The following is a 26,750-nucleotide window of genomic DNA, read 5'->3' as shown; positions in this document are numbered from 1 at the left end:
CATGGCGCTGGACAAGAGCATGACGGCGGCCGAGGCCATCGGGCGTCTGGAAAGCGGCATGACGCTGGGCATCGGTGGCTGGGGGCCGCGGCGCAAGCCGATGGCGCTGGTACGCGAGCTGCTGCGCTCGGATGTCACCGACCTCACGGTGGTCGCCTACGGCGGCCCGGAGGTCGGCATGCTGTGCGCGGCCGGCAAGGTCAAGCGGCTGGTCTATCCCTTCGTCACCATGGACGCGATCCCTCTGGAGCCCTACTTTCGCAAGGCGCGCCAGAGCGGCGAGCTGTCGATCATGGAGCTGGACGAGGGCATGTTCGAGTGGGGCCTGCGTGCCGCCGGCATGCGCATGTCCTTCCTGCCGACGCGGGTGGGTCTGGCGACCGACGTCATGTCGCGCAATCCGGAACTGCGCACGGTGGCCTCGCCCTACGACGACGGCGAGGTCTATGTGGCGATGCCGGCGCTGAAGCTGGATGCGGCCCTGCTGCACGTCAATGTCGCCGATCGCCTGGGCAACACGCTGGAGCGCGGCCATGACCGCTTCTTCGATCACCTCTTTGCGCGCGCTGCTGATGCCGCCTACGTCAGCTGCGAGCAGATCAAGGATCAGCTGCAGCTCGACGCCGAGACGGTCCAGGACAACCGCTTCGAGCGCTATCTGGTCAAGGGTGTCGTGCACGCCCCCTGCGGCGCGCACCCCACCTACTTCGGGCCCGACTACGGCTGGGACATGGCGCACCTCAAGGCCTACAACGCCTCGGCCACTGAAGAAGATGGCTGGGCGGGCTACTTCAACCACTACATCGCCCCCGGCGAGGACGCCTACCTGAAGGCCGTCGGCGGCGCCGAGCACATCCGCAGCCTATCGCTGCCGGCGTTTTGAGCGCGCCGATGTTGCCCGCCAACCAACCACGCAGAGGACGCCATGTCTGAGCAGGCGACACTTGCAGAGCTGATGATCGTCGCGGCCAGCGAAGCCTGGCGCGACAACGGCGAAATCTTTGCCTCCGGCATCGGCCCGATCCCGCGTCTGGGCGCGAGCCTGGCCAAGCTGACGCACTCGCCCGAGCTGCTGATGACCGACAGCGAGGCGCACCTGGTGAGCGAGCCGGTGCCGCTGGGGCCGCGGGGCGACCACCAGCCGAAGTACGAGGGCTATCTGCCCTTCGAGCGCGTCTTCGAGTGCGTCTGGTTCGGGGCGCGCCACGCCATGATCGGACCGACGCAGATCGATCGCTGGGCGCAGACCAATCTTTCGGTGGTCGGCGGCAGCTACGAACAGCCCAAGGCGGCGATCCTGGGTGTGCGTGGTCTGCCCGGCAACAGCATCAATCACCGCAATTCCTTCTTCGTCCCGCAGCACAACAAGCGTGTCTTCGTGGAAGGCGAGGTCGATATGGTCTGCGGCGTTGGCACCAAGGCCGAGCGCTGGCTGGAAGGCGCCAGGCGTGACTTCGCGACCCTGGGCGTCGTCGTCACCAATCTCTGCGTCATGGCCTTCGACGGACCTAATCAGGCGGCGCGGGTGCGCTCCCTGCATCCGGGCGTGAGCTTCGAGCAGGTGCAGGACGCCACCGGCTTCCCGCTGCTGGCGGCTGATGACATGGGCACGACGCAGCTGCCGACTGCAGAGCAGCTCGAAATCATCCGGCGCATGGATCCGCATGACATCCGCGCGAAGCAAGTGAAGGACAACCCACCCGCAGTTCCGGAGGCGGCATGAGCGCGCAGCGCCCCGCCTTGGAAGGCTATCTCACCGAAGTCGACGGGGTGCCGCATTTGCTGGGCAGCCGCTGCACCGCTTGCGGCACGGTCTATTTTCCGAGGTTGGACAGCTTCTGCCGGCATCCGGACTGCGACAGCGACTCCTTCGAGGACGCGCCGCTGTCGCGTCGCGGCCGGCTGTGGAGCTACACCAATGCGGCCTATCAGCCGCCGCCACCCTACGTGCCGGTGAGTGATCCCTACGAACCCTTTGCCATCGCCGCCGTGGAGCTCGATGCCGAGCGCATGGTCGTGCTCGGCCAGTGCGCGACCGGCGTCGATGTGGCGGATCTGCAAGTCGGCATGGAAATGGAACTCGTCGTGGAGCCGCTGTTCTCGGACGAGGAAGGCGATGCGCTAACCTGGAAGTGGCGTCCGACTGCTTCCCCTCTCCCTCAGGGAGAGGGGGGAACCGTCGGCGCAGCCGACGGTGGGGAGAGGGTCGCATGAGCACGGCAGTCCATATCCTCGGCGCCGGCATGCACCCCTGGGGCAAGTGGGGGCATCACTTCACGCGCTACGGCGTGTTCGCCGCACGCGCCGCACTGGCCGAGTCCGGTGTGGACTGGCGTGACGTTGGCTTTGTCTCTGGCGCGGCCACGGTGCGCTGCGGTTACCCGGGCTATGTCGCCGGCGCGACCTTCGCGCAGGCGCTGGGCTGGCAGGGTGCGCAGGTGCACACCTCCTACGCCGCCTGTGCCTCCGGCGCGCAGGCGCTGAACGCCGCGCGCGCCAAGATCGCGGCCGGTGAGTGCGAGGTCGCGCTGGTGGTCGGCGCTGACACCACGCCCAAGGGCTTTCTCAAGCCCAACGCCGGCGAGCGGCCGGATGATCCGGACTGGGTGCGCTTCCGGCTCGGCATCACCAACCCGACCTATTTCGCGCTCTATGCGCGTCGGCGCATGGCCCTCTACGGCGACACCGTGGAGGACTTCGCACAGGTCAAGGTCAAGAACGCCGCGCATGGCGCGGACAACGAGCGCGCGCGTTATCGCAAGCGCTTCACGGCCGAGGATGTCGCCAACTCGCCGACGGTGGCGGATCCGCTGCGGCTGATGGATGTCTGCGCGACCTCCGACGGCGGCGCCGCGTTGGTGGTCTGCAGTGCCGATTACGCGCGTCGCATGGGTCGCGCCGACAGCCCGCGTGTCGCCGCCATTTCCACTGCCACGCCGACCTTCGCGTCGAGCACGGTGGAGATGCCGGATCTGGCCACCGACTCGGCCGCATCGGCCGAGCCGCACGCCTTCCGCGCCACCATGCCGCGCGCGGCCTTCGAGCAGGCCGGCATCGGCCCTGAGGATGTCGACGTGGCCGAGGTCTACGATCTCTCCACCGCGCTGGAACTGGACTGGATGGAGGATCTCGGCCTGTGCCCGCGCGGCGAGGCGGCCCAGTGGCTGCGCCGCGGCGATACAGCCATCGGCGGCAAGCTGCCGGTAAACCCGAGCGGCGGCCTGGCCTGCTTCGGCGAGGCCGTGCCGGCCCAGGCCATCGCCCAGGTCTGCGAGCTGCACTGGCAGCTCACTGGGACCAGCGGCTCGCGTCAGATCGAGGGCGCGCGCGTGGGCGTGACTGCCAATCAGGGCCTCTTCGGCCACGGCTCCTGCGTCATCGTGCAGCGCTGATGCCGGAGATCCGCACGCCACTGACCGAGATGCTGGGCTGCCGCCACCCGGTGGTGCAGACGGCCATGGGCTGGGTGGCCGATGCCAAGCTGGTGGCAGCCACCACCAATGCCGGCGGCTTCGGTTTCCTGGCAGCCGCGACCATGTCGACGTCCGAGTTGGACGCCGCCCTGTCCGAGCTGCGCGAAAGCTGTGATGGGCCCTTCGGCGTGAACTTCCACATGTTCCAGCCCAATGCGCAGGAAGTCATCGAGCGCGTGCTCGCCAACGCCGATCGCGTGCGCGCGGTCAGTTACGGGCGCGGGCCGAATGCCGAGACCATCGGGCGGTTCAAGCAAGCCGGCGTGCTCTGCATGCCGACGGTGGGTGCGCTCAAGCACGCCGTGAAGGCCGTCGAACTGGGTGCGGACATCATCACAGTGCAGGGCGGCGAGGGTGGTGGTCACACCGGCTCGACGCCGACGACGCTGCTGCTGCCACAGGTGCTCAAGGCCGTGAACGTGCCGGTGGTCGCCGCCGGCGGTTTTCACGATGGCCGCGGGCTCGCCGCTGCGCTGGCCTGGGGTGCGGCGGGCATCGCCATGGGGACGCGCTTTCTGATGACGGCCGAATCGCCGGTGCCGCGCAGCACGCTGGCCAAGTACCAGGAGGTTCAGGACGCGGCGCGCATCCGCGCCTCGACCGCCGTCGACGGCATGCCGCAGCGCATGATCGACAACCCCTATCTAGAGAAGCTTGAGGGCGGCAGTGGTCTGCGGCGACTCTTCGTCGCGCTGGCTTCCGCCTGGCGCTGGAAGCAGCGCACCGGCATGAGCGTCCTGCACATGCTGCGCACCTTCATCGCAGCCATGCGCTCGGGCGACTCCATCACGCAGACACTGTCGGCGGCCAACGCGCCGGTGCTGATCCAGCGCGCCATGGTCGAAGGCCATCCGGACGAGGGTGTGCTGCCCAGCGGGCAGGTGGCTTCGGTGCTCGACGACCTGCCGCCGGTGGTTGAGCTGATCGATCACATCATGGCCGAGGCCACCGCACGCATCGACGCGATGCCGCGCCCGCAGGGCGCCACGGCCGCCACGAACAAGCAGGGAGACGCGGCATGAGCACCCCTTTCCGCATTGAATGTCATGAGGGCATCGGCGAGCTGGTCATCGACAAGCCGCCGGTCAACGCGCTGGACAGCCACGGCTGGCACGCGCTTGCCGACGCCATACATGAGCTGGGTACGCGTTCGGATCTGCGGGTCATCGTCATCCGCGCCGAGGGCAAGGGTTTCTGTGCCGGTGTCGATATCAAGGAGCTGAATGCGCATCCCGAGCGCATCGTCGACGTCAACGCCGGCAACTACCGGACCTTCGAGGCGATTCATCGCAATCCGCTGCCGGTCATCGTGGCACTGCACGGTTTCGTGCTCGGTGGGGGCATCGGTATCGCCGGTGCGGCGGACATTCTCGTCGCCGCCGACAACGCCAGCTTCGGCGTGCCCGAGGTCGATCGTGGCGCCATGGGCGGCGGCGCGCATCTGCAGCGGCTGTTCCCGGTGCAGAAGGTGCGCGCGATGTACTTCACCGGTGAGCCCATCGATGCGGCCGAGGCCTACCGCCTGGGCGCCATCGAGGCTGTGGTCGGCCCCGAGCAGCTGCGCGACAAGGCCATGGCCATCGCCGGCGGCATTGCCGGCAAGAGCGCGGCCATGCTGCGATTGGCCAAGGAATCCCTCAACGGCATCGAGGACGGCAACCTCGAGGACAAGTACCGCTGGGAGCAGGGCTTCACGCTGCAGGCCTACATGGAACCGGACTCGGCCGAGACGCGCCGGGCCTTTGTGGAAAAGCGCGACGCGGACGTCAATGCGCGTGCCGACAACAACTAGACCGAACCCCCGACACGCACCATGAGACTGGAATACACACAGAGTCAGCGCGTCTTCCGCAAGGAAGTGCGCGCCTGGCTGGCGGACAATCTGCCGGCCAAGCCCCTGCAGAGCCTCGATACGGCCGAGGGCTTCGAACAGCACCGCGAATGGGAGAAGACGCTTTTCGATGGCGGCTGGAGCGCGGTCACCTGGCCGAAGGAATACGGCGGGCGCGGCCTCGGGCTGATCGATTGGCTGATCTTCGAAGAGGAATACTGGGGCGCCGGTGCGCCGATGCGCGTCAACCAGAACGGGATCTTCCTGCTCGCGCCCACCTTGATGGAATACGGTACGGACGAGCAGAAGGCGCGCTTTCTGCCGCGCATGGCTTCGGGCGAGGACATCTGGGCGCAGGGCTGGTCCGAACCCGGTGCCGGCTCGGACATGGCGGCGCTGCGCTGCAAGGCCGAGCGCGACGGTGACGACTACATCATCAACGGCCAGAAGACCTGGTCAACGCGCGCGGTCTATGCCGACTGGCTCTTCGGCCTCTTCCGCACCGACCCTTCCGCGCCGCGCCACCAGGGCATGAGCTTCGTGCTGCTGCCGCTGGACCTGCCGGGCATCAGCATCCGGCCGATTCGCCAGCTCAACGGCCAGCCGGGCTTTGCCGAGATCTTCTTCGATAACGTGCGTGTCCCGGCGGGCAATCGCCTCGGCGACGAGGGTGCCGGCTGGCGCATCGCCATGGCCACGGCCGGTTTCGAGCGCGGTCTGATGCTGCGTTCGCCGGGCCGCTTCCAGCAGACCGCCAAGGCGCTGGTGAATCTCTACAAGGCAAACCAGGAACGCGCCGACCGCGATCCGGGCATCCGTGATGCGGTGATCCGGGGCTATGTCGCGGCCGAGGCCTACGCGCTGTCGACCTATCGCACCGCCTCGAAGCTGGTGAAGGGCGGGCGCATCGGCGCCGAAGCCAGCACCAACAAGATCTTCTGGTCGGAGCTGGATCTGAAGCTGCACGAGACGGCCATGCAGATTCTCGGCGCGCGCGGCGAGCTGCTGCCGCATGCCCCCGAAGCTGCGGGCATCGGCCAGTGGCTGGACGGCTTCCTCTTCGCGCAGGCCGGGCCGATCTACGCCGGCACCAACGAGATCCAGCGCAACATCATCGCCGAGCGCGTGCTCGACCTGCCGCGGAGCTGATCATGGATTTCACTTTCGAGAGCCATCAACTCGCCTTCCGCGACGCCATCCGCAAGTTCCTCGTCGTCGAGGCCGCGCCGGAGATGCTGCGCGACATCTGGGAAACGCAGAGCGGTCGCTCGGCCGAGCTGCGTGCCAAGCTCGCCGACCAGGGCCTGACGGCGCTGTCAGTGCCGGAGGATTTCGGCGGTATCGAGATGGGCGATCTGGATTGGGTGCTGGTGCAGCAGGAGCTGGGCTACTACGCGATTCCCGATTCGCTGATCGATACGGCCTATCTCGGCGCCGGCATCATTCGCGATCTGTCCTCGGATATCGAGCGCAAGCGCGAATGGCTGCCGCGCATCGCCGACGGTAGCGCGCGTGTTGCTGTAGGGCATCCCATCAACCCCTTCGTCGCCGACGCCGGCACCGCCGACCTGCTGCTGATGTGGCACGAGGATGCGGTGCACGCGCTTCGCCCCGACGAGGTTGAGCTGACGGCTCAGCCGAGCATCGATATGTCGCGACGACTGTTCTCGGTGGCCTGGGAGCCGAGCGAGGCCAATCGAATCGCCAATGCGCGCCTCGGCGCGCAACTCTGGGCTGATACCTGTGACCGCGCCGCACTGGCGGTTTCCGCACAGCTGGTTGGTCTGGCGCAACGCATGCTGGATCTGGGTGTCGACTACGCCGCCCAGCGCAAGCAGTTCGGCAAGCCCATCGGCAGCTTCCAGGCCGTCAAGCATCATCTGGCCGACGTGCAGGTCGCCATCGACTTTGCCGCACCCGTGGTGCACCGCGCGGCCTATGCGCTGGCCCACGACCAGTCGCTACGCGGTCGCGCCATTGCCCAGGCGCGTCTGCAGGCCAGCGAAGCGGCGCGCAAGGCCGCACGCGCCAGCATCCAGGTGCACGGCGCCATGGGCTACACCTGGGAAGCCGACCTGCAGATGTTCATGAAGCGCGCCTGGGTGCTGGATGCCGCCTGGGGGGACGTCCCGCATTTCAAGGCGCGGTTGGCCGAGGACATCTTCGCCGACGGTGCCGCGCTTGGACCATCCGCCACATTCGAAACCACCTGAAGCGCAGCTTTCGCTGATTCACATCGAAGCTATCGCAACGAATTCAAGCGCGAGAACCGCGCTTCCAAGACCGGAGAATTTCAATGCCTGAAGCCTATATCGTCGACGCCTTGCGCAGCCCTACCGGCAAGCGCCGCGGCAGTCTTTCCGAGGTTCACGCCGCCGATCTCGGTGCGCATGTCCTGAAGGCCATTGTCGAGCGCAACAGTGTGCCGGCCGAAGAGATCGACGACGTCGTCTTTGGCTGCGTCGATGCGGTCGGTCCGATGGCCGGCAACATCGCCCGCACCTGCTGGCTTACGGCCGACATGCCGCTATCCGTGCCCGGCGTAACCATCGACCGCCAGTGCGGCTCCTCGCAGCAAGCCGTGCATTTCGCCGCGCAGGCGGTGATGAGTGGCGTCCAGGACGTGGTCATCGCCGGCGGCGTGCAGACCATGAGCAGCGTGCCGATCGGTTCTTCGATGATGGCGGGCAAGCCCTTGGGTTTCGACGATCCCTTCTCGGGAAGTGAAGGCTGGCGCAAGCGCTTCGGCGATCAGCCGGTGACGCAGTTCCACGGTGCGCAGATGATCGCCGATCGCTGGGGCCTGGACCGCCAGGCCATGGAGCGCTTTGCGCTGGCTAGCCACGAACGGGCATTGGCCGCGCTGGCCGACGGTCGTTTCGAACGTGAGATCGTGCCGTTGAATGGCCTCGATCGCGACGAGACCATGCGCCAGACCTCGCTGGAGAAGATGGCCGAGCTGGAAGTGCTCGCCGAAGGCGGCTCGCTGACCGCGGCCGTCGCTAGCCAGACCTGCGACGGTGCCTCGGCCGTGATGGTGGTGTCCGAGGCCGCGCTCAAGCGCTACGGTCTGAAACCGCGCGCGCGCATCCACTACATGGGCCTGATGGGCGATGACCCCATCGCTATGCTCACCGCGCCGATTCCTGCGACGCAGAAGGCGCTGAAGCAGACCGGCCTGAGGCCGGCTGACATCGATATTGCCGAATGCAACGAGGCCTTTGCGTCGGTGCCCCTGGCCTGGATGCAGGAAACTGGATTTGCCCACGAGCAGCTCAACGTCAACGGCGGCGCCATCGCCCTGGGCCACCCGCTGGGCGCGACCGGCACCAAGCTCATGACCACACTGCTGCACGAGCTGGAGCGTCGCAATGGTCGCTACGGCCTGCAGACCATGTGTGAAGGCGGTGGCGTGGCCAACGTCACCATCATCGAGCGCTTGGTTTAGTCGCCGACGTCGCAGATTCAAGACCGCCCCCCAGGTCGGCTGCAGCCCGAGCTACAGGAGGTCGGAGCAGCGGACAAGCAGAAACCCGATCTGCGCCCGTCTGAAAAATCTTTGGCTCGAGAGCTTTTTATTCATCTATTGGGAGACGTCAGTCATGGCGATTTGTGAAGGACGCAACGTGATCATTACCGGGGCCGGCGCCGGCCTGGGGCGGGCGCACGCGCTCGCGTTGGCGGCCGAGGGTGCCGCGGTGCTGATCAACGACATCAACCACGAAGCCGCCGAGGCCGTGGTTGCCGAGATCACCGGAGCTGGCGGTCGCGCCGTGGCCAATGGTGACGACATCACGTCGGTGGCGGGTGCCGAGGCGATCGTCGCGGCAGCCGAGTCGGCTTTCGGCGACGTGCACGCGGTGGTCAACAATGCCGGCGTGCTGCGCGACAAGATGTTCGCCAGCATGTCGGAAGATGACTGGGACATCGTCATCAAGGTCCACCTCAAGGGCCACTTCTGCATCAGCAATGTGCTGGTCAAGCGCTGGCGCGCCCAGGTCAAGGAGCGCGGCGAGAAGGTCAACGCGCGCATCATCAACACCACCTCCGGTGCCGGGTTGCAGGGTTCCATCGGGCAGAGTAACTACGGTGCCGCCAAGGGCGGCATAGCCACGCTGACGCTGATCCAGGCGGCTGAGCTCGGCCGTTATGGCATCACGGCCAATGCGCTTGCCCCGGCGGCGCGCACGGGCATGACCGAGGATGTCTTCGCCGATGTCATGAAGAAGCCCGACGACGGTTTCGATCATTTCGCGCCGGAGAATGTCTCGCCCATCGTCGTCTGGCTGTGCAGCGCGCAATCGGCGCAGGTCTCGGGGCGCGTCTTCGAGGCCGACGGCGGTCGCATCTCGGTGGCCGACGGTTGGCGCACCGGTGAGGTCCAGGACAAGAGCGCGCGCTGGGAGCCGGCCGAGATCGGCGAGGCCGTGCAGCAGCTCATCGGCAAGGCGCCGGCGCCGCAGAAGGTCTACGGCACCTGAAGCGGCGCGCCGTGCGGTGCGCGGCAGAGGGCAGATGCCTTTCCGAGGACAGTCCGCCGCGCCAGCGGCGGGCTGTCTCGCTCTGTGCAATCGGGCCTGGCGGTGTGCATCCAGGGCGCGCGCGCGATCCCCGTCAAAAACCCTAATCCCAACGGGTGATGAGGCGAGCCGGACTCACCTCCAATAATCCGCACAGCTATATGACGACGCGGAAATGACTTTTTCCCTGAGCGACGAAGAGCGGATGATTGCGGAAGCGGCTGCCGAGGTTCTGGCCTCGGCCTCCGATTCCGCGGCTGTGCGCGCGTGCTGTGAGGCGGGCGAGGGCATCGACCGTGCGCTCTGGCGGCAGGTCGCCGGTGAACTTGGCTGGTGCGCGGTGGGCATCGACGAGGCCCACGGCGGCATGGGCATGGGGACGCTCACCGAGGCCCTGCTTTTCGAGCAGTCCGGTGCGCATCTGCTCTGCGCGCCGCTGTTCTCGACCGTGGCGCTGGGTGCGAATCTGCTGCGTAACGTGTCGTCCGATAGCGCTGCGGCCACTTGGCTGCCGGCGGTGGCTGAAGGACGCTGCAGCTTGAGCGCGCCGCTGCCGGATAGTCCGAACTGGGCCGACGCAGCCGCCACGCTACGCGCCGAGGCCGCCGACGGCGCTTGGCGCCTGCGGGGCCAGGCGGCGCGCGTGCCTGACGCGGCACAGGTCGATGCGCTGATCTGTCTGGCTGAAGTTGGCGATGGCTCCTTTGGCCTCTTCGCCGTCGACCGCGATGCCAAGGGCGTCAGCGTGTTGGCACAGCCCGGCTGGGACGCCACACGCGTTTTCGGTAGCTGGACGCTGGATAGCGCGCCGGCCGAGCGCCTGGACGCTGATGGTGCTCCTGAGGCGGGCCTGCGGCGCGCCGCTGCCATCGCACAGCTGCATATCGCCGCCGAGTCGCTGGGCGGCGCGCAGCGCTGCCTGGATCTCACGACGGCCTATGTCGCCGAGCGCAAGCAGTTCGGGCGCCCGGTTGGTTCCTTTCAGGCCGTCAAGCATCGCTGTGCCCAGATGATGGTGGAGATCGAGGCGCTACGCTCGGGCGTGCTCGGCGCGGCGCGTTTGGCCGAGCAGAGTGGTGACGATGCCCAGCTCGCAGCGGAATGCGCTGCGCTGCGTGCGCGCGCCGACCGCGCCTTCTTCTTCTGCGCGCAGGAAGCGATTCAGCTGCACGGGGGGGTCGGCTTCACCTGGGAATACGACCCGCAGCTCTACTTCAAGCGCGCGCAGGCCGCTCGCGTCTGGCTGGGCCGCCCAGAGCGCCTCGCCGAAAACGTGGCTGCCTATCTTCTCGACGACGAGGCTGCGTGATGGCCGATGCCACACAGCCGGCGCGCGAGGCCGCGCCTTCGGATCTGCGTGCCGAGATCGCCGCCTGGATGGACGAGCATCTGTGCGGCGACTTCGCGTCGCTCAAGCATCGTGGTGGCCCCGGCGACGAAGAGGCCGACCCGGATCTGCGCAAGCGCTGGGAGCGCGAGATGGCCGCCGGTGGCTGGACCGGCATCGGCTGGCCGGTCGAATTCGGCGGACGCGGCTTCTCCATCGAAGAGCAGGTCATCTTTCACGAGGAATATGCGCGCGTCGGTGGGCCGGGGCGCATGGGGCATATCGGCGAGGGCCTGCTCGGGCCGACGCTGATCCGCTTCGGCACCCCGGAGCAGCAGCAGCGCTTCCTGCCGGGCATCCTCGAAGGCCGCGAGTTCTGGGCGCAGGGCTATTCGGAGCCGAACGCCGGCTCGGATCTGGCCAATGTGCAGACGCGTTGCTGGCAGCACGACGACGGCAGCTGGCGCGTCTCGGGTCAGAAGATCTGGACCTCGCTGGCGCAGGAGTCCGACTGGATTTTCGTCATCGCGCGCAGCGAGCCCGGCAGCAAGGGACGGCACGGGCTGAGTTTTCTGCTGCTGCCACTCGATCAGCCCGGCATCAGTATTCGCCCGATCCGCCAGATGAGCGGTGGCAGCGAGTTCAACGAGGTCTTCTTCGACGAAGCCGTGGCCGAGGCCGATTGCCTGGTGGGTGCGCCTGGTGACGGCTGGAAGGTCGCCATGGGGCTGCTGGAGGTTGAGCGCGGTGTCTCCACGCTGGGCCAGCAGATGCATTTCGCGCACGAGTTGCAGCTGGTCATCGACGCGGCCAAGCGCACCGGCCAGGCTGTGGAGCCGGCGATTCGCGGGCGCATCGCCGAGGCATGGGGCGGGCTGCGCGTGATGCGCTACAACGCGCTGCGCATGCTCGCCGGTGGCGACGATCTGGCGCTGCCGCGGGAGGCGCTGATCTACAAGTATTACTGGTCGAATTGGCACCGCGAGCTGGGGAAGCTCGCCATGGACATTCTCGGGCCGGAAGGCGAAGTGCCTTCCGAGGACCCCGCCATTCGACGCCTGCAGCAGATCTTCTTCTTCTCGCGCGCCGACACGATCTACGCCGGCAGCAACGAGATCCAGCTCAACCTGATCGCCGAACGCGGCCTTGGCCTGCCGCGAGAGCCGAGGCCGAAGGACTGATGGCCACCAATCATGGAGATGCGATGACCCCGCCCCCCGACTACGTGCCGGCCCATGGCCTGCTCGCAGGCAAATCCGTGCTGATCACGGCCGCCGCCGGTGGCGGCATCGGCAATGCCACGGCGCGGCGTGTGCTGGAGGAAGGTGCGCGGGCGCTGATGATCGCGGACATCCACGAGCGACGCCTGAATGAAGCGGTCGAGGCCCTGCGCGCGGACTTCCCCGACGCAGCGATTGCCGGCCAGCTCGCTAACGTTACGGTCGAGGAAGAGGTACAGGCGCTGATCGAAGCCGCCGAGTCGCATTGCGGTGGTGTCGATCTGCTGGTGAACAACGCCGGGCTCGGCGGCAGCAAGCGCGTCGTCGATATGTCCGACGAGGAATGGCACAAGGTGCTGGATGTGACGTTGACCGGCACCTTCCGCATGACGCGCGCCATGCTCAAGCGCATGCAACCGCGCGGTGCGGGCGCCATCGTCAATAACGCCTCGGTCCTGGGCTGGCGCGCGCAGGTCGAGCAGGCGCATTACGCTGCCGCCAAGGCCGGTGTCATGGCACTGACGCGCTGCAGCGCGCTGGAGGCCGCCGAATTCGGCATTCGCATTAATGCCGTGGCGCCTTCCATCGCCTTCCACGACCATCTGCGCAAGACCGCGCCGGCGGAGTTGCTGGAGCAACTCGCCAGTCGCGAGGCCTTCGGCCGAGCCGCCGAGGTCTGGGAGATCGCCAACTGCATCGTCATGCTGGCCTCCGACTACAGTTCCTATCTGGTGGGCGAGGTGCTGTCGGCCTCCAGCCAGCATCCCTGATCGCAACAGGACGAAGAGAAGATATGGCAACGACCTTCGACTCCGCAGACGCCGTGCTCGCCGCCGCAGGCCAGCAGCTCGGCAGCAGCGAATGGATGACGATGACGCAGGAGCGCATCGACACCTTTGCCGATGCCACCGACGACCATCAGTGGATTCACGTCGATCCGAAGCGAGCGGCCGAAGGCCCCTTCGGCGCGACCATCGCACATGGTTATCTGACGCTGTCGCTGGTCAGCCGCTTCCTGCCCGAGATCGTGGCACTGGAGAAGCTGCGCATGGGGGTGAACTACGGCTGCGAGAAGGTGCGCTTCCCGAATGCCGTGAAGGCCGGCGCGCGCATCCGCGGGCACGGCGAGATGCTATCCGCCGAGGCCACCAAGGACGGCGGCGTGCAGGCCGTGATCCGCGTCACCGTCGAGGTCGAGGGAGAAGAGCGCCCGGCCTGCGTCGCCGACACCATCAGTCGCTACTACTTTTGAGTTTGGAACCACAGGTTGTACGGATTGCGAGAACGCCGTTGGCGCCCCGATCGATTCCAATTCCAAGAAACCGTGGCTAACAACAACAGGATTCAGTAATGCCAGAAGCAGCCATCGTCTCCGTCGCGCGCACTCCCATCGGCAAGGCCTACCGGGGTGCCTTCAACGACACCGAAGCACCGGTACTGGGCGGGCACGTCGTGCGCGCCTGCCTGGAGCGCGCCGGCATCACGGGTGAGCGCATCGAGGACGTCATCATGGGCGCGGCCGCGCAGCAGGGCACGCAGGGCTACAACCTGGGCCGCCTTTGCGTCTACACGGCCGGCTTGCCGCAGACCGTGCCGGGCATGACGCTGGACCGGCAGTGCTCGTCAGGCCTGATGAGCATTGCCATCGGTGCCAAGAACATCATCGCCGGTGAGCAGGAGGCCCTTATCGCGGGCGGGCTGGAGTCGATCTCGCTGACGCAGACCAAGCACAAGAACACGCATCGCGCGGTCTCCGAGGCGGCCATCGCTCAAGAGCCCGGTGCCTACATCCCGATGATCGAGACCGCCGAGCTGGTGGCCAGCCGCTACGGCATCTCGCGCGCCGCTCAGGACGAGTACGCCCTGCAGAGCCAGCAGCGCACGGCCGAGGCGCAGGCAGCCGGGCGCTTCGACGAGGAGATCGTACCGTTGCCCAGCCGCAAGCTGGTCTTCGACGAGAACAAGCAGCCGGCCGGGCACGAAGACGCGCTGCTGAGCAAGGACGAGGGCAACCGCGCCGATACCACGCTGGAGAGCCTGTCGGCGCTGAAGCCGGTCTGGAAGGACGGCAAATGGGTGGCCGAGGGGCAGTTCATCACCGCCGGCAATGCCTCGCAGCTGTCCGACGGCGCCGCCGCCACGCTGCTCATGCGCCGTGATGTAGCGGAAGCCGAAGGCTTGTCGGTGCTCGGCATTTATCGCGGTTGTGCTGTCGCAGGCTGTGCGCCGGAGGAGATGGGGATCGGCCCGGTCTTCGCGGTGCCGAAGCTGTTGGCGCGGCACGGCTTGTCGGTTGACGACATCGGGCTGTGGGAGCTCAACGAGGCCTTCGCTAGCCAGGTGCTCTACTGCCGCGACAAGCTGGGCATTCCCAACGACCGGCTGAATGTCGACGGTGGGGCCATCGCCATCGGGCACCCCTTCGGCATGTCCGGCGCGCGCATGGTCGGGCACGCCCTGCTGGAGGGGCGCCGCCGCGGCGTACGCTACGTCGTCGTCACGATGTGCATCGGTGGCGGCATGGGGGCAGCGGGGCTTTTCGAGGTCGGCAAATAGGTCGATGACGCGGAGCGCAGTCGCGCTCCTTCACGCAATGCAGATGAACCCGACGCAGATCGGGCAGCGAGAGGAGGCCAGAGCATGCAACAGAATTCGCCAGGCGGCGGGCAGCCAACGCGCGGTAGCTTTCGCAAGGGGTGGCCGGCCATCGGCTTCGCCTTGCTGGTTGCCGCCGGTGCGGTCTATTCCTTCACGCCGCGCCCCTTGCCGGATTTCCCCGAGACGCAGCTCCAGGCCGGCCAGCTCCTCATCAACGGGCTGGCGCGCAGCGGCGATCACTTCGTCGCGGGTGGCGCCAAGGGACGCATCCTGATCGCCGACAGCGCCGATGGTCCCTGGCGCAACGCCGATGCGTCCTCCGATACCGGCTCGGCCATCACGCGCCTGCTCACGGTGGACGACCGCACACTCTTTGCCGTCGGCCACAATTTGCTCATCCAGCGCAGCGAGGATGGTGGCCTGACATGGCAGCGCGTGCATGAGGACCTGGATATCCCCGAGCCGCTGCTTGATATTGCCGTCACGGCCGACGGTGAACGCCTGATTGCCGTCGGCGGCTTCGGCCAGTATCTGGTTTCGGATGACGGCGGCGAGAACTGGCAGTCGCACCGTCACGAAGTCTTCAACGGAAGCCATCTCAACGACCTGGCTGTTGCCGACGACGGCACGCTGCTGCTCGCCGCCGAGCGTGGGCTGGTGCTGCGCTCGCGCGATCGCGGTGAAAGCTGGGAGGCCCTGGATGTCGATTACCCGGGCTCCATGTTCGGTGCGCTGCCGCTGGGCGGAGAGCGTTGGATCGTCTTCGGCATGGAAGGCAAGGTCTTCGAGACGCGCGATCACGGTGACAGTTGGGCTGAGGTCGACAGCGGCGTCGAGGACACCCTCTTCGGCGGCACGCAGCTCGCCGACGGTCGCGTGGTGCTCGTCGGTGGCATGCAACGCGTGCTGGTTGCCGAGCCCGATACTTTCGATTTCCGGGTGGTACAGCCCAGCAAGCAGGGCAACTACGCCACCGTGCTTGGCGCCGGCGACAGCCGCGTCATCGTCGGGGGCGAGCCCGGCGCCAGGCTGATCGACCTGTCGCCGCAGACCTCCAACAACACGGGAGAAGGCTGATGAGCGCCGCAAGCAATTGGATCGACCGCATCGGCAACTTCATCATCGATTGCCGTCGTCCGCTGTCGGCCGTCTTCCTGTTGGTGACCGTCGCCTTCGGCTTCAGCGCCTCCCGCATCGAGCTGGATCCCGGCTTTCTCAAGCTGATCCCGGTGAACCATGAATACATGGACACCATGTTCGAGTACATGGACGACTTCTCCGGCGCTAACCGGATCCTCGTCAATCTGCGCTGGAAGGGCGAGGGCGACATCTACAACGAGGAGTTCCTGACCGCGCTGGAGGAAGCGACCGACGAGGTCTTCTTCATCCCCGGCGTAAACCGCACAACCGTCTCCTCGCTGTTCACGCCGGACACCATCTATATTGAGGTCACGCCTTACGGTTTTCGCGGCGAGCCGGTTATCCCGGCGCGCTTTAGCGGCACCGAGGAGCAGCTCGAGGATATTCGACACAACGTCGAGCATTCCGGGCAGATCGGCCAGCTGGTCGCCAATAACCAGAAGGGGGCGATGATCCAGGCCGACCTGCTCGAACGGGGCGAGGACGGCCAGAACGTCGACTACTGGGAAGTTCAGCAGAAGCTCACGGATCTGCGCGAGAAGTTCGAGAACGAGAACATCGAAGTCAACATCATCGGCTTCGCGCGCCTGCTGGGTGATGTCATCAACGGTCTGCTCGGGGTCATCGCCTTCTTCGCGCTGGCCTTCGTGCTGACGATGCTGCTGCTCTATCTCTATACGCGCTCCATGCGCATCACCTGGATCGCTACCTTCGTCGCGGCGCTTCCGGTGCTCTGGCTGCTGGGCGTGCTGCCGATGATTGGCTACGGCATCGATCCGATGTCGATCCTGGTGCCCTTCCTGATCTTCGCCATCGGTGTCTCCCACGCCGTGCAGATGACCAGCGCCTGGCGTCTGGAGGTCATCGGCGGTGCCGACTCAGTGACCGCCTCTAAGAACGCCTTCAGCAAGCTCTTCGTGCCGGGCTCGGTGGCGCTTCTGACCGAAGCCCTGGGTTTCGGCGTCATCATGCTGATCGACATTCCCATCGTGCACGAGCTGGGCATCACGGCCAGTATCGGTGTGCTGCTGATGATCATCACCAACAAGATGATCCTGCCGATCCTGTTGGCACGTCTGCAGCTGGAAGAAAAGAGCATGGCGCGTTCCCGCCAGGGTGAGCCGCCCTGGGCGACACGTCTGCTTTCCAGCTTGTCGGGCTGCGCCACGCCGCAGGGCGCGCGCTGGGTGCTGGTGGTCGCTCTGGTGCTTCTGGTCGGTTCCACCTGGCTGTCGCGGGATCTGGTGATCGGCGACAGCGGCACCGGCGCGCCGGAGCTGCACGAGGACTCGCGTTACAACTACGACGGACGCGTGATATCGGAGAGCTACACCGTCGGTACGGACATCCTCTCGGTGATCATCGAGGCGCCGGGCTTCGAGGGCGATTCCTGCCTGCACTACGAAGTCATGGATGCCGTCGACCGTTTCGAGCTGCATATGCGCGGCGTCGCTGGCGTGCGCTCGGTGGTCAGCGTGGCGGGCGTGACCAAGCGGATCATGGGGGCCTTCAACGAAGGCAATCCGCAATGGCAGGCGCTGCCGCGCAGCCAGGCCGGCATGGCCGTGGGTTCGCGCGGTTTTGACCCACAGCTTGGCATCAATACCGAGAGCTGTCGGGCGATCCAGGCCATGGTCTTCCTTGAGGATCACGAGGGTGAGCGGGTTGCACACGTCGTCGAGGAGGCTAAGCGCTTCATCGAGCAGGAGGACACGGAGAACGTGACCTTCCGGTTGGCCAGCGGCAATGTCGGTGTCATGGCGGCCACCAACGAAGCCGTGGCCGCCGCCGAGGCGCGCATGCTGCTGTCGATCTTCGGCGCGCTGCTGCTCTTCTGCCTGATTTCCTTCCGCTCATGGATCGGCGCGCTCTGCGTTCTGGTGCCGCTGGCCATGGTCTGCGTCTTCGCCAACGCGCTGATGGCGGTGCTCGGCATCGGCCTGAAGACATCGACGCTGCCGGTGATCGCGCTGGGCGTGGGTGTCGGTGTCGACTACGGCCTCTATCTCTTCGAGCGCATCCAACACCACATGGGCGAGGGCAGCGAGTTCCGGGCGGCCTTCGAGCAAGGCATGCGCGAACGCGGTGCGGCAGTGGTCTTCACGGCCCTGACCATGTCCATCGGTGTGGCGACCTGGACGATGTCGGCGCTGAAGTTCCAGGCGGACATGGGCCTGCTTCTGGCCTTCATGTTCCTGGTCAACATGTTTGGCGCCATCTGCCTGTTGCCCGCATTGGGTACCTGGTTCTACCGCCGCTCGCAGTAGCGTCCTGTCGTCGGTCGGGCTGTGCCGGGTCTCATCCGAATATGGGAGGCCGGCCCGGCCGGGGGCTCATAGCGTCGTTTCCATATAACGATCCGCGTGCGATCGCGGGAGGAGACGAGGCATGACCGAGATGGCGCAGCAAAAGCTGGTGTCGGCGGATTCCCATGTGCTGCTTACGGGCGACTGGGTCAAGCAGCGCCTTCGGCGCGATCTGCAGGCGGTCTGGGACGAGGCCGGTCGCAAGTCCGAGGCCTACGCCGCCGAGCATTTGCGCGGCGGGCAGCCCAATCTCGAACTGCGCGACTTCGTCGATCCCGAGGCCTCCGAGGACCCCGGCTACAGCGAGCCCGGTGCGCGGCTGGCGGCCATGGACCGTGACGGCGTGCAGGCCGAGGTGCTCTTCCCGGAGCTGGGCGGCGCCAAGGTCTGCCATCCGGCGCTGATGGGGGATGCCTGGAAGGAGGTCTTCCAGGGCTATAACCAGGCGCTGGCCGACTTCGCCTCCTACAACCCGGATCGGCTGCTCTGCGCCTACCAGCTACCGCTGATGGATGTGGACTTCGCCTGCCGCGAGGTCGAGCGCCTGGCGCGCGACCACAAGGCGCGCTGCGTGCAGATCACGCCCTTCCCGGCGGATATGGGGCTGCCCGATTTTCATGACCCGGTCTACGAGCCGCTGTGGCGGACCATCGAGGAGACCGGGCTCACCATCATGAATCACCTTGAGCCCAAGACCGAGCTGTGGAGCATCTTCCGGCGCGACCCCACGCCGCAGAAGGGCATTTTCACGGCGTTGCCCTGGGCGCCACTGGCTGAGGCGATCTGTTTCTGGATCCTGACCGGCACGCTGGAGAAGCATCCGAATCTGCGCGTGGTATTCGTCGAGCCGGGCCTGGGCTGGATTCCATGGTTCTTCGAGTTCCTGCTCGATCCGCGCATGCACGAGCACTACGAGTTCCCCGGCGTGAATCGGCCGCCTTCGGAGACCTTCCGCGCGCAGTGCGGCGCTACCTTCATGTACGAGCCGAAGGGGCTGAAGGCCTTCTACGACTACTTCGGCGCCGATTGTCTGTACTGGTCTACCGACTTCCCGCACCCGGCGACCTGTTGGCCTCACTCGCAGCAGCAGGTTGTCAGTCAGCTCACCGAGGCCGGCATTCCGGAGCACGACCGCAAGAAGATCGTCTGCGACAACGCGCTGCGCACCTTCGCGCTCTAAGGCGGGCCGATATGGCGACGCAGGGGGCGCAGGCGCCGAGCGGCATCTTCCGCGGTTGGTGGGTCATGGCGGCGGGTTTCGGCTGCACGATGCTGGCCATCGGCAGCACCACCTACTGCTTCGGGCTCTTTGTGCGGCCGATGGCCGAGAGCTTCGATTTGTCGCGCGCCGACACGAACCTGGGCTTCATCCTGCTGCTGTTGGGCATGGCGGCCTGGTCACCCATCGTCGGTCGCCTGATGGATCGGTTGCCGGCGCGCGCCGTTATGGGGGCCGGCGCCGGCGCCTTCGGGGCTGGCTTCCTGATGATGTCGTTGGCACCGACTCCGTGGCTGCTGGGGCTGGCGATCTTCGCGCCGGTGGGTTTCGGCACGGTGGCTTGCGGTGCGCTTGCCGCAAACACGCTGACCTCGCGCTGGTTCCAGCGCCGGCGCGGGCGGGCAATGGGCATCCTGGCGGTGGCGACCTCGGCAGGGGGCTTCGCCATGCCGCCGTTGCTGGCCACGCTGCTGGAAAGCTTCGGCTGGCGGCAGGCGCTGGCCGTGCACGGCGTGTTCGCAGCGCTCGCCATGCTGGGGTTGGTGCTCTGGCTGGTCCGCGATCGGCCCGAGAGCGTGGGCCTGCAGCCGGATGGCGACGCGGGGCCCGCGCCGGGGGCCGGTGGGGCGGCTGGCGAAACGCCGCGACGGTGGTCGCTTGGAGAGTTGCTGCGCCATCGCAACTTCTGGCTGATCGGTCTTGGTTGTGGCCTGCTCTTCGGTGCCGATCAGGCGCTGCTGTCCTCCATCGTTCCCTTCGGCGAGGACGCCGGCTATTCCACACAGCAGGCGGCGCTGCTGGTGTCCTGCCTGACTGTGTCGGCGATCGCCGGCAAGCTGCTCATCGGCGCGCTGGCTGACCGCGTTGACAAGCGCTGGCTATTTGCACTGGTGGCTTTCTGTCACCTGGTTTTCCTGGCCGTGCTGTTGATCGAGCCCGGCTACGCAGGCCTGGTAGTGGCCTGCGCAACGGTGGGGCTGGCGGTGGGCGGCGCCTACCCGCTGTGGATGACGCTGCTTGCCGACGCCTTCGGCTCGGCTTCCTTCGGCTCGGTAATGGGCACGATGAGCCTGATCGTCATGCCGCTTTCGATCTTCTCGGTGCGTTACATCGGGGAAGTTTTCGACCGCTTCGGCAGCTATGACGTCGCGTTCTGGACCTTCATCGGCTTCGCGCTGGTGGCGGCGCTGCTGATAGCGGCAGTCAGACCGGCCGGCGCGCGTGCGGCCGTTGCGGGCGCCGCCGAGGCACGGGCATGAGATCCGGGGGCGTCCGAAGCCGCGGCCTCCGGCGGGGCCCGCGATGACCGAACCGAGCATGACCGCGCTGACAGGGCGGGTGGCGTTGATTACGGGGGCAAGCCGCGGTATCGGTCGCGCTATCGCGCAGCGTTTGGCAGCCCACGGTGTGGCAGTGGTGCTCAGCGCCTCTGCGCGCTCGGCCGAGGGTCTGGAGGAGAGCTGCCGGCGCATTCGTGCTGTCGGTGGTAAGGCCAAGGCGGTGATCGCCGATCTCGCCGATTCCGACGAATGCGCGGCGCTCGGCGACCGCGCTGGGAAGGTCTTCGGGCCGATCGACATCCTGGTCAACAACGCGGCCGCCATACCTGCCTTTGCGCCGCCGAGTCGCATCGACCGCGCCGCCCGCGAAGCGACCTTCGCCGTCAATTTCCACGCGGCAGTGGACCTGACGCAGGCGCTGCTGCCGGGTATGCGCGAGCAGGGCTGGGGGCGCGTGCTGAACATCAGCAGCGAGACGGCGCGCCAGCCGCCGATTCCCTATCCGGGCTCGCCGGCGCTCGTGCACAAGCTGGCGCTCTACGGTGCCGCGAAGGCGGCGCTGGAGCGTTACACCCAGGCGCTCGCCGCCGAGCTGCACGGCAGCGGCGTGCACGTCAACGCCATTCTGCCCAGCAAGATTGCGCATACCGAGGGCGCCGACGAAGTGGTCAGGGCCCTGGGCGACAGCCGGCCGGAGTGGGTGGAACCGGTGGAGATGATGGCCGAGGCCGCCTATTGCGCCATCGCGGGCCCCGTTGCGGGGGTCGTTTCCACGAGCCGGGATCTGCTGCAGATGCTGCAGCAGCCCTTGCATGCCTTGGATGGAACAACGCCGCTCGGTGATGCGTTGATGCAGGGAGCCGGTAGCACCGACAGCGCGCACACGCGCGGAGCAGCAGACCAACAGGAGACAGCATGACGAGGCAATGGGGGATACGCGCCGCCGGCGCATTGGCAGGACTGACGGCCGCCGCCGCGCTTCCGGTGGCGAGCGCGAACACCTTGTACTTCGGTGAGCACTGGCAAATGGAGTATCTGGCCAATCTCACCTACAGCGCCGCCATGCGCGGCGAGAGCGCATCGGACCGCTTGCTAGCCAATATCAATGGCGATGACGGCAATCGCAATTTCGAAAGGGAGTCGCTGGTCAACAATCGCGCGGCGGTGCTGGGCGAGCTGCAGCTCGAGCGCGGGCGCAGTGGCGTCTTCCTGCGCGGTAGCGCCTTCTACGACGAGGCCATCATGGGCGGCACGCCCGATCACGATGCGCCGGAGCGCCGCAATCGCGACGGCGCGACGGATCGCTTCAGCGATGCCATGAAGAGCCGGCTGGGGCGCCGGGCGCGGGTGCTGGACGCCTACGCCTACACCTCCTTTTTCCTCGGCGATACCAGCTTCAATATCCGTGCCGGTGAGCAGGTAGTCTCCTGGGGCGAGAGCCTCTTCTTCCCGAACACCAGCGGCGCGCAGAGTCCCGCCGACGCCACCAGCTCGAACGTGCCGGGCACCGAGGTCAAGGAGATCCTGCTGCCGGTCGGCCAGGTGCACGCGCAGATCGGACTCGGTACGCGTCTTGGTGTGTCGGCCTACTACCAGTACGAGCGCAGCTTCACCGAGCTCAATCCGGTGGGCGCTTATTTCAGTAGCACCGACGTGGTGGGGCCGGGCGCCGAGTTCCTGATCGTCGAGGGACTGCCAGTCGTGGGCGATGTACAGGTGCCGCGCGAGGCGGACATCAAGCCGGGCGAAACCGGCGACTGGGGTGTGGCGATGAAGTATCTCTTCGGTCTGGGTACCGAAGTCGCCATCCACTACATGGAGTACGACGACAAGAACCCGATCGGGGTCGTCTTCAACAATCCGGGACCGGCACAGCTGATCGGCGGTCAGAGCAGCTATCAGGTGGCTTATACCGATGACATTCGTCTAGCCTCGATCAGCCTGAGCACGGATGTCTTCGGCACGGCAGTGACCAGCGAGCTCAGCCATCGCTGGGACGCTGCCACGACCGTGGACGCACCGGCGCTGGCCGGATCGCCAGCGCCGACGCCGACGCGTGGTGATATTTGGCAGGCCAATCTGGGTGCCACCTACATCTTCCTGCCCACTGCGTTCTGGGATCAGCTCATCGCGGTCGGTGAGGTCAGCGGGGTGCATGTCGCCGACGTCGATCCGGTCGAGGACGGTGGTGAGGAGTACGACGAGCTCAGTAACAGCCGAAACGCGGCGGCCTTCCAGGGCCAGCTTATTGCGACCTGGCAGCAGGTACTGCCCGGTTGGGACGCGACGGTGACCTTCGCTCACGCCAACGCCTTCGAGGGCAAGACTTCGCTGACGGCGTCGCTGGGCAGCCTGACCGGGCAGGGCGATCGCCGCTATCGCATCGGTATCGCCGGCACCTATCTGGCCAATTTCCAGATTGAGCTGGCCTACAACCTCTTCGACGGCAGTCCCGATGTCGATCGCCGCGCGCTCGCCGATCGCAGCTTCGCCTCCTTCTCCGCGCGCTACAGCTTCTGAGATGCCTGCAATGACGACCATCCCATCGCGATTCCTTTTCCTTCTGTGCGCCGGCCTCATCGGTCTAGGCCTCGCCCTTCCCGCACACGCAGATCCCGCATCGGCCGAGTATGGTCCCGAGGATCTCGGTGGTGCGCTTACTCCCAGCGGTGCTGTCGCGGCCGCCAACGAGGACGACTCCATTCCGGAATGGAGCGGCAAGTGGCAGGGGGTGCCGCCGCATATCAGCCACGATGGCAAGGTTCACGCCGATCCTTATGCCGACGACGAGCCGCTGTATACGATCACCGCCGACAACGTAGATGAATATGCGGAGCTGCTCAGCCCCGGCCAGAAGGCGCTCTTCGAGGCCTATCCGGAATCCTTCGAGATGCAGGTGTATCCGACGCGGCGCGACTTTCGGCCGTCGGATCGTCGCATCGAGAACATGCGGCGCAATGCCGAGCAGGCGGAGCTCACCCACGACGGCGAATTCCTGCGCGGCGCTTACGGCGGGCCCGCGTTCCCGATTCCGGAAAGCGGGCTGCACATCATCTACAACGTGATCTCGGCGACCGCACCGTGGCTGATCGAGGCGCCGCAGGTTTCGAGGTATGTGCACGCCAACGGCAGCGTTACCGAATCGGAGGTCTTGCTGAAGACCTATTCGCCCTATGCGCGCGGCAACGATCGCGAAGGCTGGGAGGACGGCGACATCTTTGCCTATAGCCTCAGCGAGGAGTTGGCGCCGCCCCGCAACAAGGGGCGCACGACGCTGTCGGCGAATACCTACGATTTCCGGGACGGTAGCGGGCGCGAGGCCTGGCAGTACGATCCGGGCACGCGGCGCGTGCGCAAGACGCCGGATGTACAGCACGACTACCCGGTGCCGCAGGGCCCGCGGGTGGTCGACGAGCAGAACGGCTTCAACGGTTCGCCGCATCGCTTCGAGTGGAAACTGGTCGGCCGCCAGGAACTCATCGTGCCCTTCCACAACTACCGCATGGAGTCGCGCGAACTGGACTACGAGGATTTCATCGGCCCCATCGGCCACCCCAATCCCGAGCACATCCGCTACGAGCGGCGACGCGTCTGGGTGATCGAAGGCACGCTCAAGGAGGGCACGCGGCACATCTACTCGAAGCGCCGCTTCTACGTCGAGGAGGACAGCTGGCACAAGGTGGTCGCCGACATGTACGACAAGCGCGGTGAGCTGTGGCGCGTCTCCACCGACGCCATGATCTATGCCTACGATGCCGGCGGCTACTACAACAACGTCTCCATGTATCACGACCTCGACGCGGGCTCCTACAGCATCGAGAAGCTGAGCAACGAGAAGCCCACCGGCGCGCGCTTCAACTTCCGCGAGCCGCGGCCGGGCGAATTCTCGCCGGAGGGCCTGCGCCGGCAGGGGCGGTGAGGTGCGCCGGAGGTCACTGCTCGGCAGGCGACTGCTGAAACCAGGAAGGCAACCGCAGATTTCGCAGATGACCGCAGATGGCTGATTGTCTGACTGCAGGACTCGCGGCCAGACGCCGTCGGATCGCTATCCGATCAAAAAGCAATCTGCGCCAATCTGCGTAATCTGTGGTTCCCCCTCCTGCGGTTGTCCCTTCAGCCGCTGTCTGGCGCCGGCTTCAGACGCCGAAGCCGCCGGAGACGTTGAGCTGCTCGCCGGTGATGTAGCCGGCGCGTCGGGACGCGAGAAAGACCGCGGCATTGGCGATGTCCTCGGGCTTGCCCCAGCGCTTGAGCGCCAGCAGCTTCTGCGTCTCGCGGATCCAGTCGTCGTCGAAGACGCCGCGCTGTAGCAGTTCCAGGAACATGCCGGCTTCGATGACGCCCACCAGCACTGAGTTGGCGCGCACGCCGTTAACGCCCTCCTCCTTGGCAATGCCGCGGACCAGCGCCTCGTTGGCGGCCTTCGGCACCACCGACAGGCCGTCCTTGGGTGGCCACCAGCGATCGCCGGCCGAGCCCACGTGCACGAAGCTGCCCTGGCTGCTGCGCAACGCGGGCAGGAAGTTGCGCGTGACGTTCAGAAAGCCCTGCATCTCGGTCTGCATCGAGGCCTGCCACAGCTCGGGCTCGGTATCGGCGAGCAGCTTCTGCTCGACCACCGGTCCCGCAGCGAAGACGACCGTATGCACACTGCCGAAGGTCTTTAGGGCGGTGTCGCACGCCTGCTCGACCTGGGCGGCGTCGCGCACGTCGACCTGCAGCGCTGCTGCCTTGCGGCCGGCGCCCTCAATGCGGGCGGCGACTTCCTGCGCGCGCTCGGCCTTGCTGTGATAGGTGACAGCGACATCGCTGCCCGCCTGCGCGAAGCCTTCGGCAATGATGGCGCCGATGCCGCCGCTGCCGCCGAAGACAATGGTGGCGCCTTCCGGAAAATCCCCGCTGCTCGTCTGGGTCATCTTGGTCTCCCCTTGGTGGAGGCGGCACGATTGCGGGCTCGCCCGCTGCCTGTCCTCGTCCGACAGGATGAGCCCGGGGGCTATCGAGCTCTCAAGCGCCCAGTTTCTGATCGATGGCCCCGAGCCGCTCCTGCGCGGCTGGGCTCAGCGCTGCCCCGTCTGCCGAGAGCATCCCGGCGGCGACATCCGGGCGGCAGAACTGCCGGACGAAATCGGCCAGTACGCGGCCGATCACGGTTTCGTGGGATTCCCGCATCTCGTCCATCATCCAGTTCGCCAGCCGCGTCTGCTGCATGACCATGAGCAGGCGCGCATCGTCACGCGCAGTCCCCGGGACGAAGAGTTCCTGGCGGCGCCCCCAGTCGAAGACCTGTTCGATGACGTCGAGGCCGCGAATCCACAGCTGCTGCTCCTCGGAACTCGGCCAGGCTGCGTCGTGATACCAGACGTAGCCTTCGTGCAGCTGCATCCGCAGATAGTCGGGATGCTCCAGCATGAATTCCAGATGCGTGCGCTGCAGCCATAGCAGCCGCTCGATGGACTCGGGCTGCTGGAGCACGGCCTGCCCCTTCTGCATCACGGCCTCGAACATCTCCGTATCGCGAGCAATCAGCACGCTCCGGTGCAGCTCGCGCTTGCTGGCATAGGACTGGTAGAGCGTGCCGAGCGAGATGCCGGCCGAGCGCGCGATGTCCTGCATCTTGGTGCTGGCGAAGCCCTGCTCGGCGAAGACGCTCTCGGCCACCGCCAGGATGTGGCGGCGATAGAGCTCGTCCTTGGCCGCACGCAGATCGCTGGCCTGGGGGCGCCGGCCCTTCCTCGGCTTGGAAGTGCCCGATTCGCCGCCTTTCGGGGTCTTGGTGGGCTGGCTCATGACGTCATTGTATCCATCGGTTGGCGGGGGGGATTCGAAGCCGTCC

General features: G+C 66.5%; 24 protein-coding genes. 22 read left to right on the top strand and 2 right to left on the bottom strand.

What is annotated here, in order from left to right; all coding sequences use genetic code 11:
* Positions 1–7 precede the first annotated feature (7 nt).
* The 22 genes from U743_RS10040 to U743_RS09935 all read left to right on the top strand — a co-directional run bounded on the left by U743_RS10040 (position 8) and on the right by U743_RS09935 (position 24,833).
* Positions 8–883, top strand: a complete 876-nt coding sequence (locus U743_RS10040; RefSeq protein ID WP_043771855.1) for a CoA transferase subunit A — start codon at positions 8–10, stop codon at positions 881–883.
* 42 nt (positions 884–925) lie between these two features.
* Positions 926–1,723 carry a CoA-transferase subunit beta gene (locus U743_RS10035; protein WP_043767855.1) on the top strand — a complete coding sequence of 266 codons (798 nt, stop codon included), beginning with the start codon at positions 926–928 and terminating at the stop codon, positions 1,721–1,723.
* Entirely contained in the window at positions 1,720–2,214 is a 495-nt protein-coding gene (locus U743_RS10030) for a Zn-ribbon domain-containing OB-fold protein (protein ID WP_084191468.1), read from the top strand. The genes U743_RS10035 and U743_RS10030 overlap by 4 nt, the downstream gene beginning before the upstream one ends.
* On the top strand, positions 2,211–3,392 hold the full coding sequence (locus tag U743_RS10025; protein ID WP_043767851.1) for a lipid-transfer protein: 1,182 nt from the start codon (positions 2,211–2,213) through the stop codon (positions 3,390–3,392). The genes U743_RS10030 and U743_RS10025 overlap by 4 nt, the downstream gene beginning before the upstream one ends.
* Positions 3,392–4,495, top strand: coding sequence for an NAD(P)H-dependent flavin oxidoreductase (locus U743_RS10020; protein ID WP_043767847.1), 1,104 nt, complete (start codon positions 3,392–3,394; stop codon positions 4,493–4,495). Before U743_RS10025 ends, U743_RS10020 begins: the two co-directional genes overlap by 1 nt.
* Entirely contained in the window at positions 4,492–5,265 is a 774-nt protein-coding gene (locus U743_RS10015; RefSeq protein WP_043767843.1) for an enoyl-CoA hydratase family protein, read from the top strand. The genes U743_RS10020 and U743_RS10015 overlap by 4 nt, the downstream gene beginning before the upstream one ends.
* A 21-nt stretch (positions 5,266–5,286) precedes the next feature.
* A complete protein-coding gene (locus U743_RS10010) occupies positions 5,287–6,453 on the top strand; it encodes an acyl-CoA dehydrogenase (RefSeq protein ID WP_043767838.1) in 1,167 nt (388 codons plus the stop codon).
* Positions 6,454–6,455: 2 nt separating this feature from the next.
* Positions 6,456–7,517, top strand: a complete 1,062-nt coding sequence (locus U743_RS10005; protein ID WP_043767834.1) for an acyl-CoA dehydrogenase family protein — start codon at positions 6,456–6,458, stop codon at positions 7,515–7,517.
* 83 nt (positions 7,518–7,600) lie between these two features.
* A complete protein-coding gene (locus U743_RS10000) occupies positions 7,601–8,752 on the top strand; it encodes an acetyl-CoA C-acetyltransferase (RefSeq protein ID WP_043767832.1) in 1,152 nt (383 codons plus the stop codon).
* A gap of 154 nt (positions 8,753–8,906) precedes the next feature.
* Complete coding sequence (locus U743_RS09995) at positions 8,907–9,785, top strand: SDR family oxidoreductase (RefSeq protein WP_043767827.1); 879 nt, start codon at positions 8,907–8,909, stop codon at positions 9,783–9,785.
* A gap of 214 nt (positions 9,786–9,999) precedes the next feature.
* Entirely contained in the window at positions 10,000–11,133 is a 1,134-nt protein-coding gene (locus tag U743_RS09990; RefSeq protein ID WP_043767824.1) for an acyl-CoA dehydrogenase family protein, read from the top strand.
* Positions 11,133–12,332: an acyl-CoA dehydrogenase family protein gene (locus U743_RS09985; RefSeq protein ID WP_052367869.1), complete on the top strand. Its 1,200-nt coding sequence runs from the start codon at positions 11,133–11,135 to the stop codon at positions 12,330–12,332. Before U743_RS09990 ends, U743_RS09985 begins: the two co-directional genes overlap by 1 nt.
* Positions 12,333–12,355: 23 nt before the next feature.
* Entirely contained in the window at positions 12,356–13,141 is a 786-nt protein-coding gene (locus tag U743_RS09980) for an SDR family oxidoreductase (RefSeq protein ID WP_043771851.1), read from the top strand.
* Between the two features lie 23 nt (positions 13,142–13,164).
* A complete protein-coding gene (locus U743_RS09975) occupies positions 13,165–13,623 on the top strand; it encodes a MaoC family dehydratase (protein ID WP_043767821.1) in 459 nt (152 codons plus the stop codon).
* 98 nt (positions 13,624–13,721) lie between these two features.
* Positions 13,722–14,927 carry an acetyl-CoA C-acyltransferase gene (locus U743_RS09970; RefSeq protein WP_043767818.1) on the top strand — a complete coding sequence of 402 codons (1,206 nt, stop codon included), beginning with the start codon at positions 13,722–13,724 and terminating at the stop codon, positions 14,925–14,927.
* Between the two features lie 84 nt (positions 14,928–15,011).
* Positions 15,012–16,046: a WD40/YVTN/BNR-like repeat-containing protein gene (locus U743_RS09965; RefSeq protein WP_052367868.1), complete on the top strand. Its 1,035-nt coding sequence runs from the start codon at positions 15,012–15,014 to the stop codon at positions 16,044–16,046.
* Complete coding sequence (locus U743_RS09960) at positions 16,046–18,376, top strand: efflux RND transporter permease subunit (RefSeq protein WP_084191467.1); 2,331 nt, start codon at positions 16,046–16,048, stop codon at positions 18,374–18,376. The genes U743_RS09965 and U743_RS09960 overlap by 1 nt, the downstream gene beginning before the upstream one ends.
* A gap of 121 nt (positions 18,377–18,497) precedes the next feature.
* A complete protein-coding gene (locus U743_RS09955; RefSeq protein ID WP_043767815.1) occupies positions 18,498–19,595 on the top strand; it encodes an amidohydrolase family protein in 1,098 nt (365 codons plus the stop codon).
* Positions 19,596–19,606: 11 nt separating this feature from the next.
* Positions 19,607–20,893: an MFS transporter gene (locus U743_RS09950; RefSeq protein ID WP_052367866.1), complete on the top strand. Its 1,287-nt coding sequence runs from the start codon at positions 19,607–19,609 to the stop codon at positions 20,891–20,893.
* A gap of 58 nt (positions 20,894–20,951) precedes the next feature.
* Complete coding sequence (locus U743_RS09945) at positions 20,952–21,833, top strand: SDR family NAD(P)-dependent oxidoreductase (RefSeq protein WP_084191763.1); 882 nt, start codon at positions 20,952–20,954, stop codon at positions 21,831–21,833.
* Positions 21,830–23,434, top strand: a complete 1,605-nt coding sequence (locus U743_RS09940; protein WP_043767812.1) for a DUF1302 domain-containing protein — start codon at positions 21,830–21,832, stop codon at positions 23,432–23,434. Before U743_RS09945 ends, U743_RS09940 begins: the two co-directional genes overlap by 4 nt.
* A 10-nt stretch (positions 23,435–23,444) precedes the next feature.
* Positions 23,445–24,833: a DUF1329 domain-containing protein gene (locus U743_RS09935; RefSeq protein WP_043771841.1), complete on the top strand. Its 1,389-nt coding sequence runs from the start codon at positions 23,445–23,447 to the stop codon at positions 24,831–24,833.
* 217 nt (positions 24,834–25,050) lie between these two features.
* On the opposite strand, the gene U743_RS09930 is transcribed toward U743_RS09935, so the two are convergent.
* Complete coding sequence (locus U743_RS09930) at positions 25,051–25,830, bottom strand: SDR family NAD(P)-dependent oxidoreductase (protein ID WP_043767809.1); 780 nt, start codon at positions 25,828–25,830, stop codon at positions 25,051–25,053.
* 91 nt (positions 25,831–25,921) lie between these two features.
* The gene (locus U743_RS09925) at positions 25,922–26,704 is read right to left on the bottom strand and encodes a TetR/AcrR family transcriptional regulator (RefSeq protein ID WP_043767806.1); all 783 of its coding nucleotides are present in this window, start codon (positions 26,702–26,704) and stop codon (positions 25,922–25,924) included.
* Positions 26,705–26,750 lie beyond the last annotated feature (46 nt).

Source organism: Algiphilus aromaticivorans DG1253, from assembly GCF_000733765.1.
GTDB classification, from domain to species: Bacteria; Pseudomonadota; Gammaproteobacteria; order Nevskiales; family Nevskiaceae; genus Algiphilus; species Algiphilus aromaticivorans.
This window is presented reverse-complemented; position numbering and strand designations above follow the sequence as displayed.

What these genes read in the sequence shown, in the direction of transcription:
- U743_RS10035 (WP_043767855.1), top strand. Translation starts at nt 926, where the DNA reads ATGTCTGAGCAGGCGACACTTGCAGAGCTGATGATCGTCGCGGCCAGC.
- U743_RS10030 (WP_084191468.1), top strand. Translation starts at nt 1,720, where the DNA reads ATGAGCGCGCAGCGCCCCGCCTTGGAAGGCTATCTCACCGAAGTCGAC.
- U743_RS10025 (WP_043767851.1), top strand. Translation starts at nt 2,211, where the DNA reads ATGAGCACGGCAGTCCATATCCTCGGCGCCGGCATGCACCCCTGGGGC.
- U743_RS10020 (WP_043767847.1), top strand. Translation starts at nt 3,392, where the DNA reads ATGCCGGAGATCCGCACGCCACTGACCGAGATGCTGGGCTGCCGCCAC.
- U743_RS10015 (WP_043767843.1), top strand. Translation starts at nt 4,492, where the DNA reads ATGAGCACCCCTTTCCGCATTGAATGTCATGAGGGCATCGGCGAGCTG.
- U743_RS10010 (WP_043767838.1), top strand. Translation starts at nt 5,287, where the DNA reads ATGAGACTGGAATACACACAGAGTCAGCGCGTCTTCCGCAAGGAAGTG.
- U743_RS10005 (WP_043767834.1), top strand. Translation starts at nt 6,456, where the DNA reads ATGGATTTCACTTTCGAGAGCCATCAACTCGCCTTCCGCGACGCCATC.
- U743_RS10000 (WP_043767832.1), top strand. Translation starts at nt 7,601, where the DNA reads ATGCCTGAAGCCTATATCGTCGACGCCTTGCGCAGCCCTACCGGCAAG.
- U743_RS09995 (WP_043767827.1), top strand. Translation starts at nt 8,907, where the DNA reads ATGGCGATTTGTGAAGGACGCAACGTGATCATTACCGGGGCCGGCGCC.
- U743_RS09990 (WP_043767824.1), top strand. Translation starts at nt 10,000, where the DNA reads ATGACTTTTTCCCTGAGCGACGAAGAGCGGATGATTGCGGAAGCGGCT.
- U743_RS09985 (WP_052367869.1), top strand. Translation starts at nt 11,133, where the DNA reads ATGGCCGATGCCACACAGCCGGCGCGCGAGGCCGCGCCTTCGGATCTG.
- U743_RS09980 (WP_043771851.1), top strand. Translation starts at nt 12,356, where the DNA reads ATGACCCCGCCCCCCGACTACGTGCCGGCCCATGGCCTGCTCGCAGGC.
- U743_RS09975 (WP_043767821.1), top strand. Translation starts at nt 13,165, where the DNA reads ATGGCAACGACCTTCGACTCCGCAGACGCCGTGCTCGCCGCCGCAGGC.
- U743_RS09970 (WP_043767818.1), top strand. Translation starts at nt 13,722, where the DNA reads ATGCCAGAAGCAGCCATCGTCTCCGTCGCGCGCACTCCCATCGGCAAG.
- U743_RS09965 (WP_052367868.1), top strand. Translation starts at nt 15,012, where the DNA reads ATGCAACAGAATTCGCCAGGCGGCGGGCAGCCAACGCGCGGTAGCTTT.
- U743_RS09960 (WP_084191467.1), top strand. Translation starts at nt 16,046, where the DNA reads ATGAGCGCCGCAAGCAATTGGATCGACCGCATCGGCAACTTCATCATC.
- U743_RS09955 (WP_043767815.1), top strand. Translation starts at nt 18,498, where the DNA reads ATGACCGAGATGGCGCAGCAAAAGCTGGTGTCGGCGGATTCCCATGTG.
- U743_RS09950 (WP_052367866.1), top strand. Translation starts at nt 19,607, where the DNA reads ATGGCGACGCAGGGGGCGCAGGCGCCGAGCGGCATCTTCCGCGGTTGG.
- U743_RS09945 (WP_084191763.1), top strand. Translation starts at nt 20,952, where the DNA reads ATGACCGCGCTGACAGGGCGGGTGGCGTTGATTACGGGGGCAAGCCGC.
- U743_RS09940 (WP_043767812.1), top strand. Translation starts at nt 21,830, where the DNA reads ATGACGAGGCAATGGGGGATACGCGCCGCCGGCGCATTGGCAGGACTG.
- U743_RS09935 (WP_043771841.1), top strand. Translation starts at nt 23,445, where the DNA reads ATGACGACCATCCCATCGCGATTCCTTTTCCTTCTGTGCGCCGGCCTC.
- U743_RS09930 (WP_043767809.1), bottom strand. Translation starts at nt 25,830, where the DNA reads ATGACCCAGACGAGCAGCGGGGATTTTCCGGAAGGCGCCACCATTGTC.
- U743_RS09925 (WP_043767806.1), bottom strand. Translation starts at nt 26,704, where the DNA reads ATGAGCCAGCCCACCAAGACCCCGAAAGGCGGCGAATCGGGCACTTCC.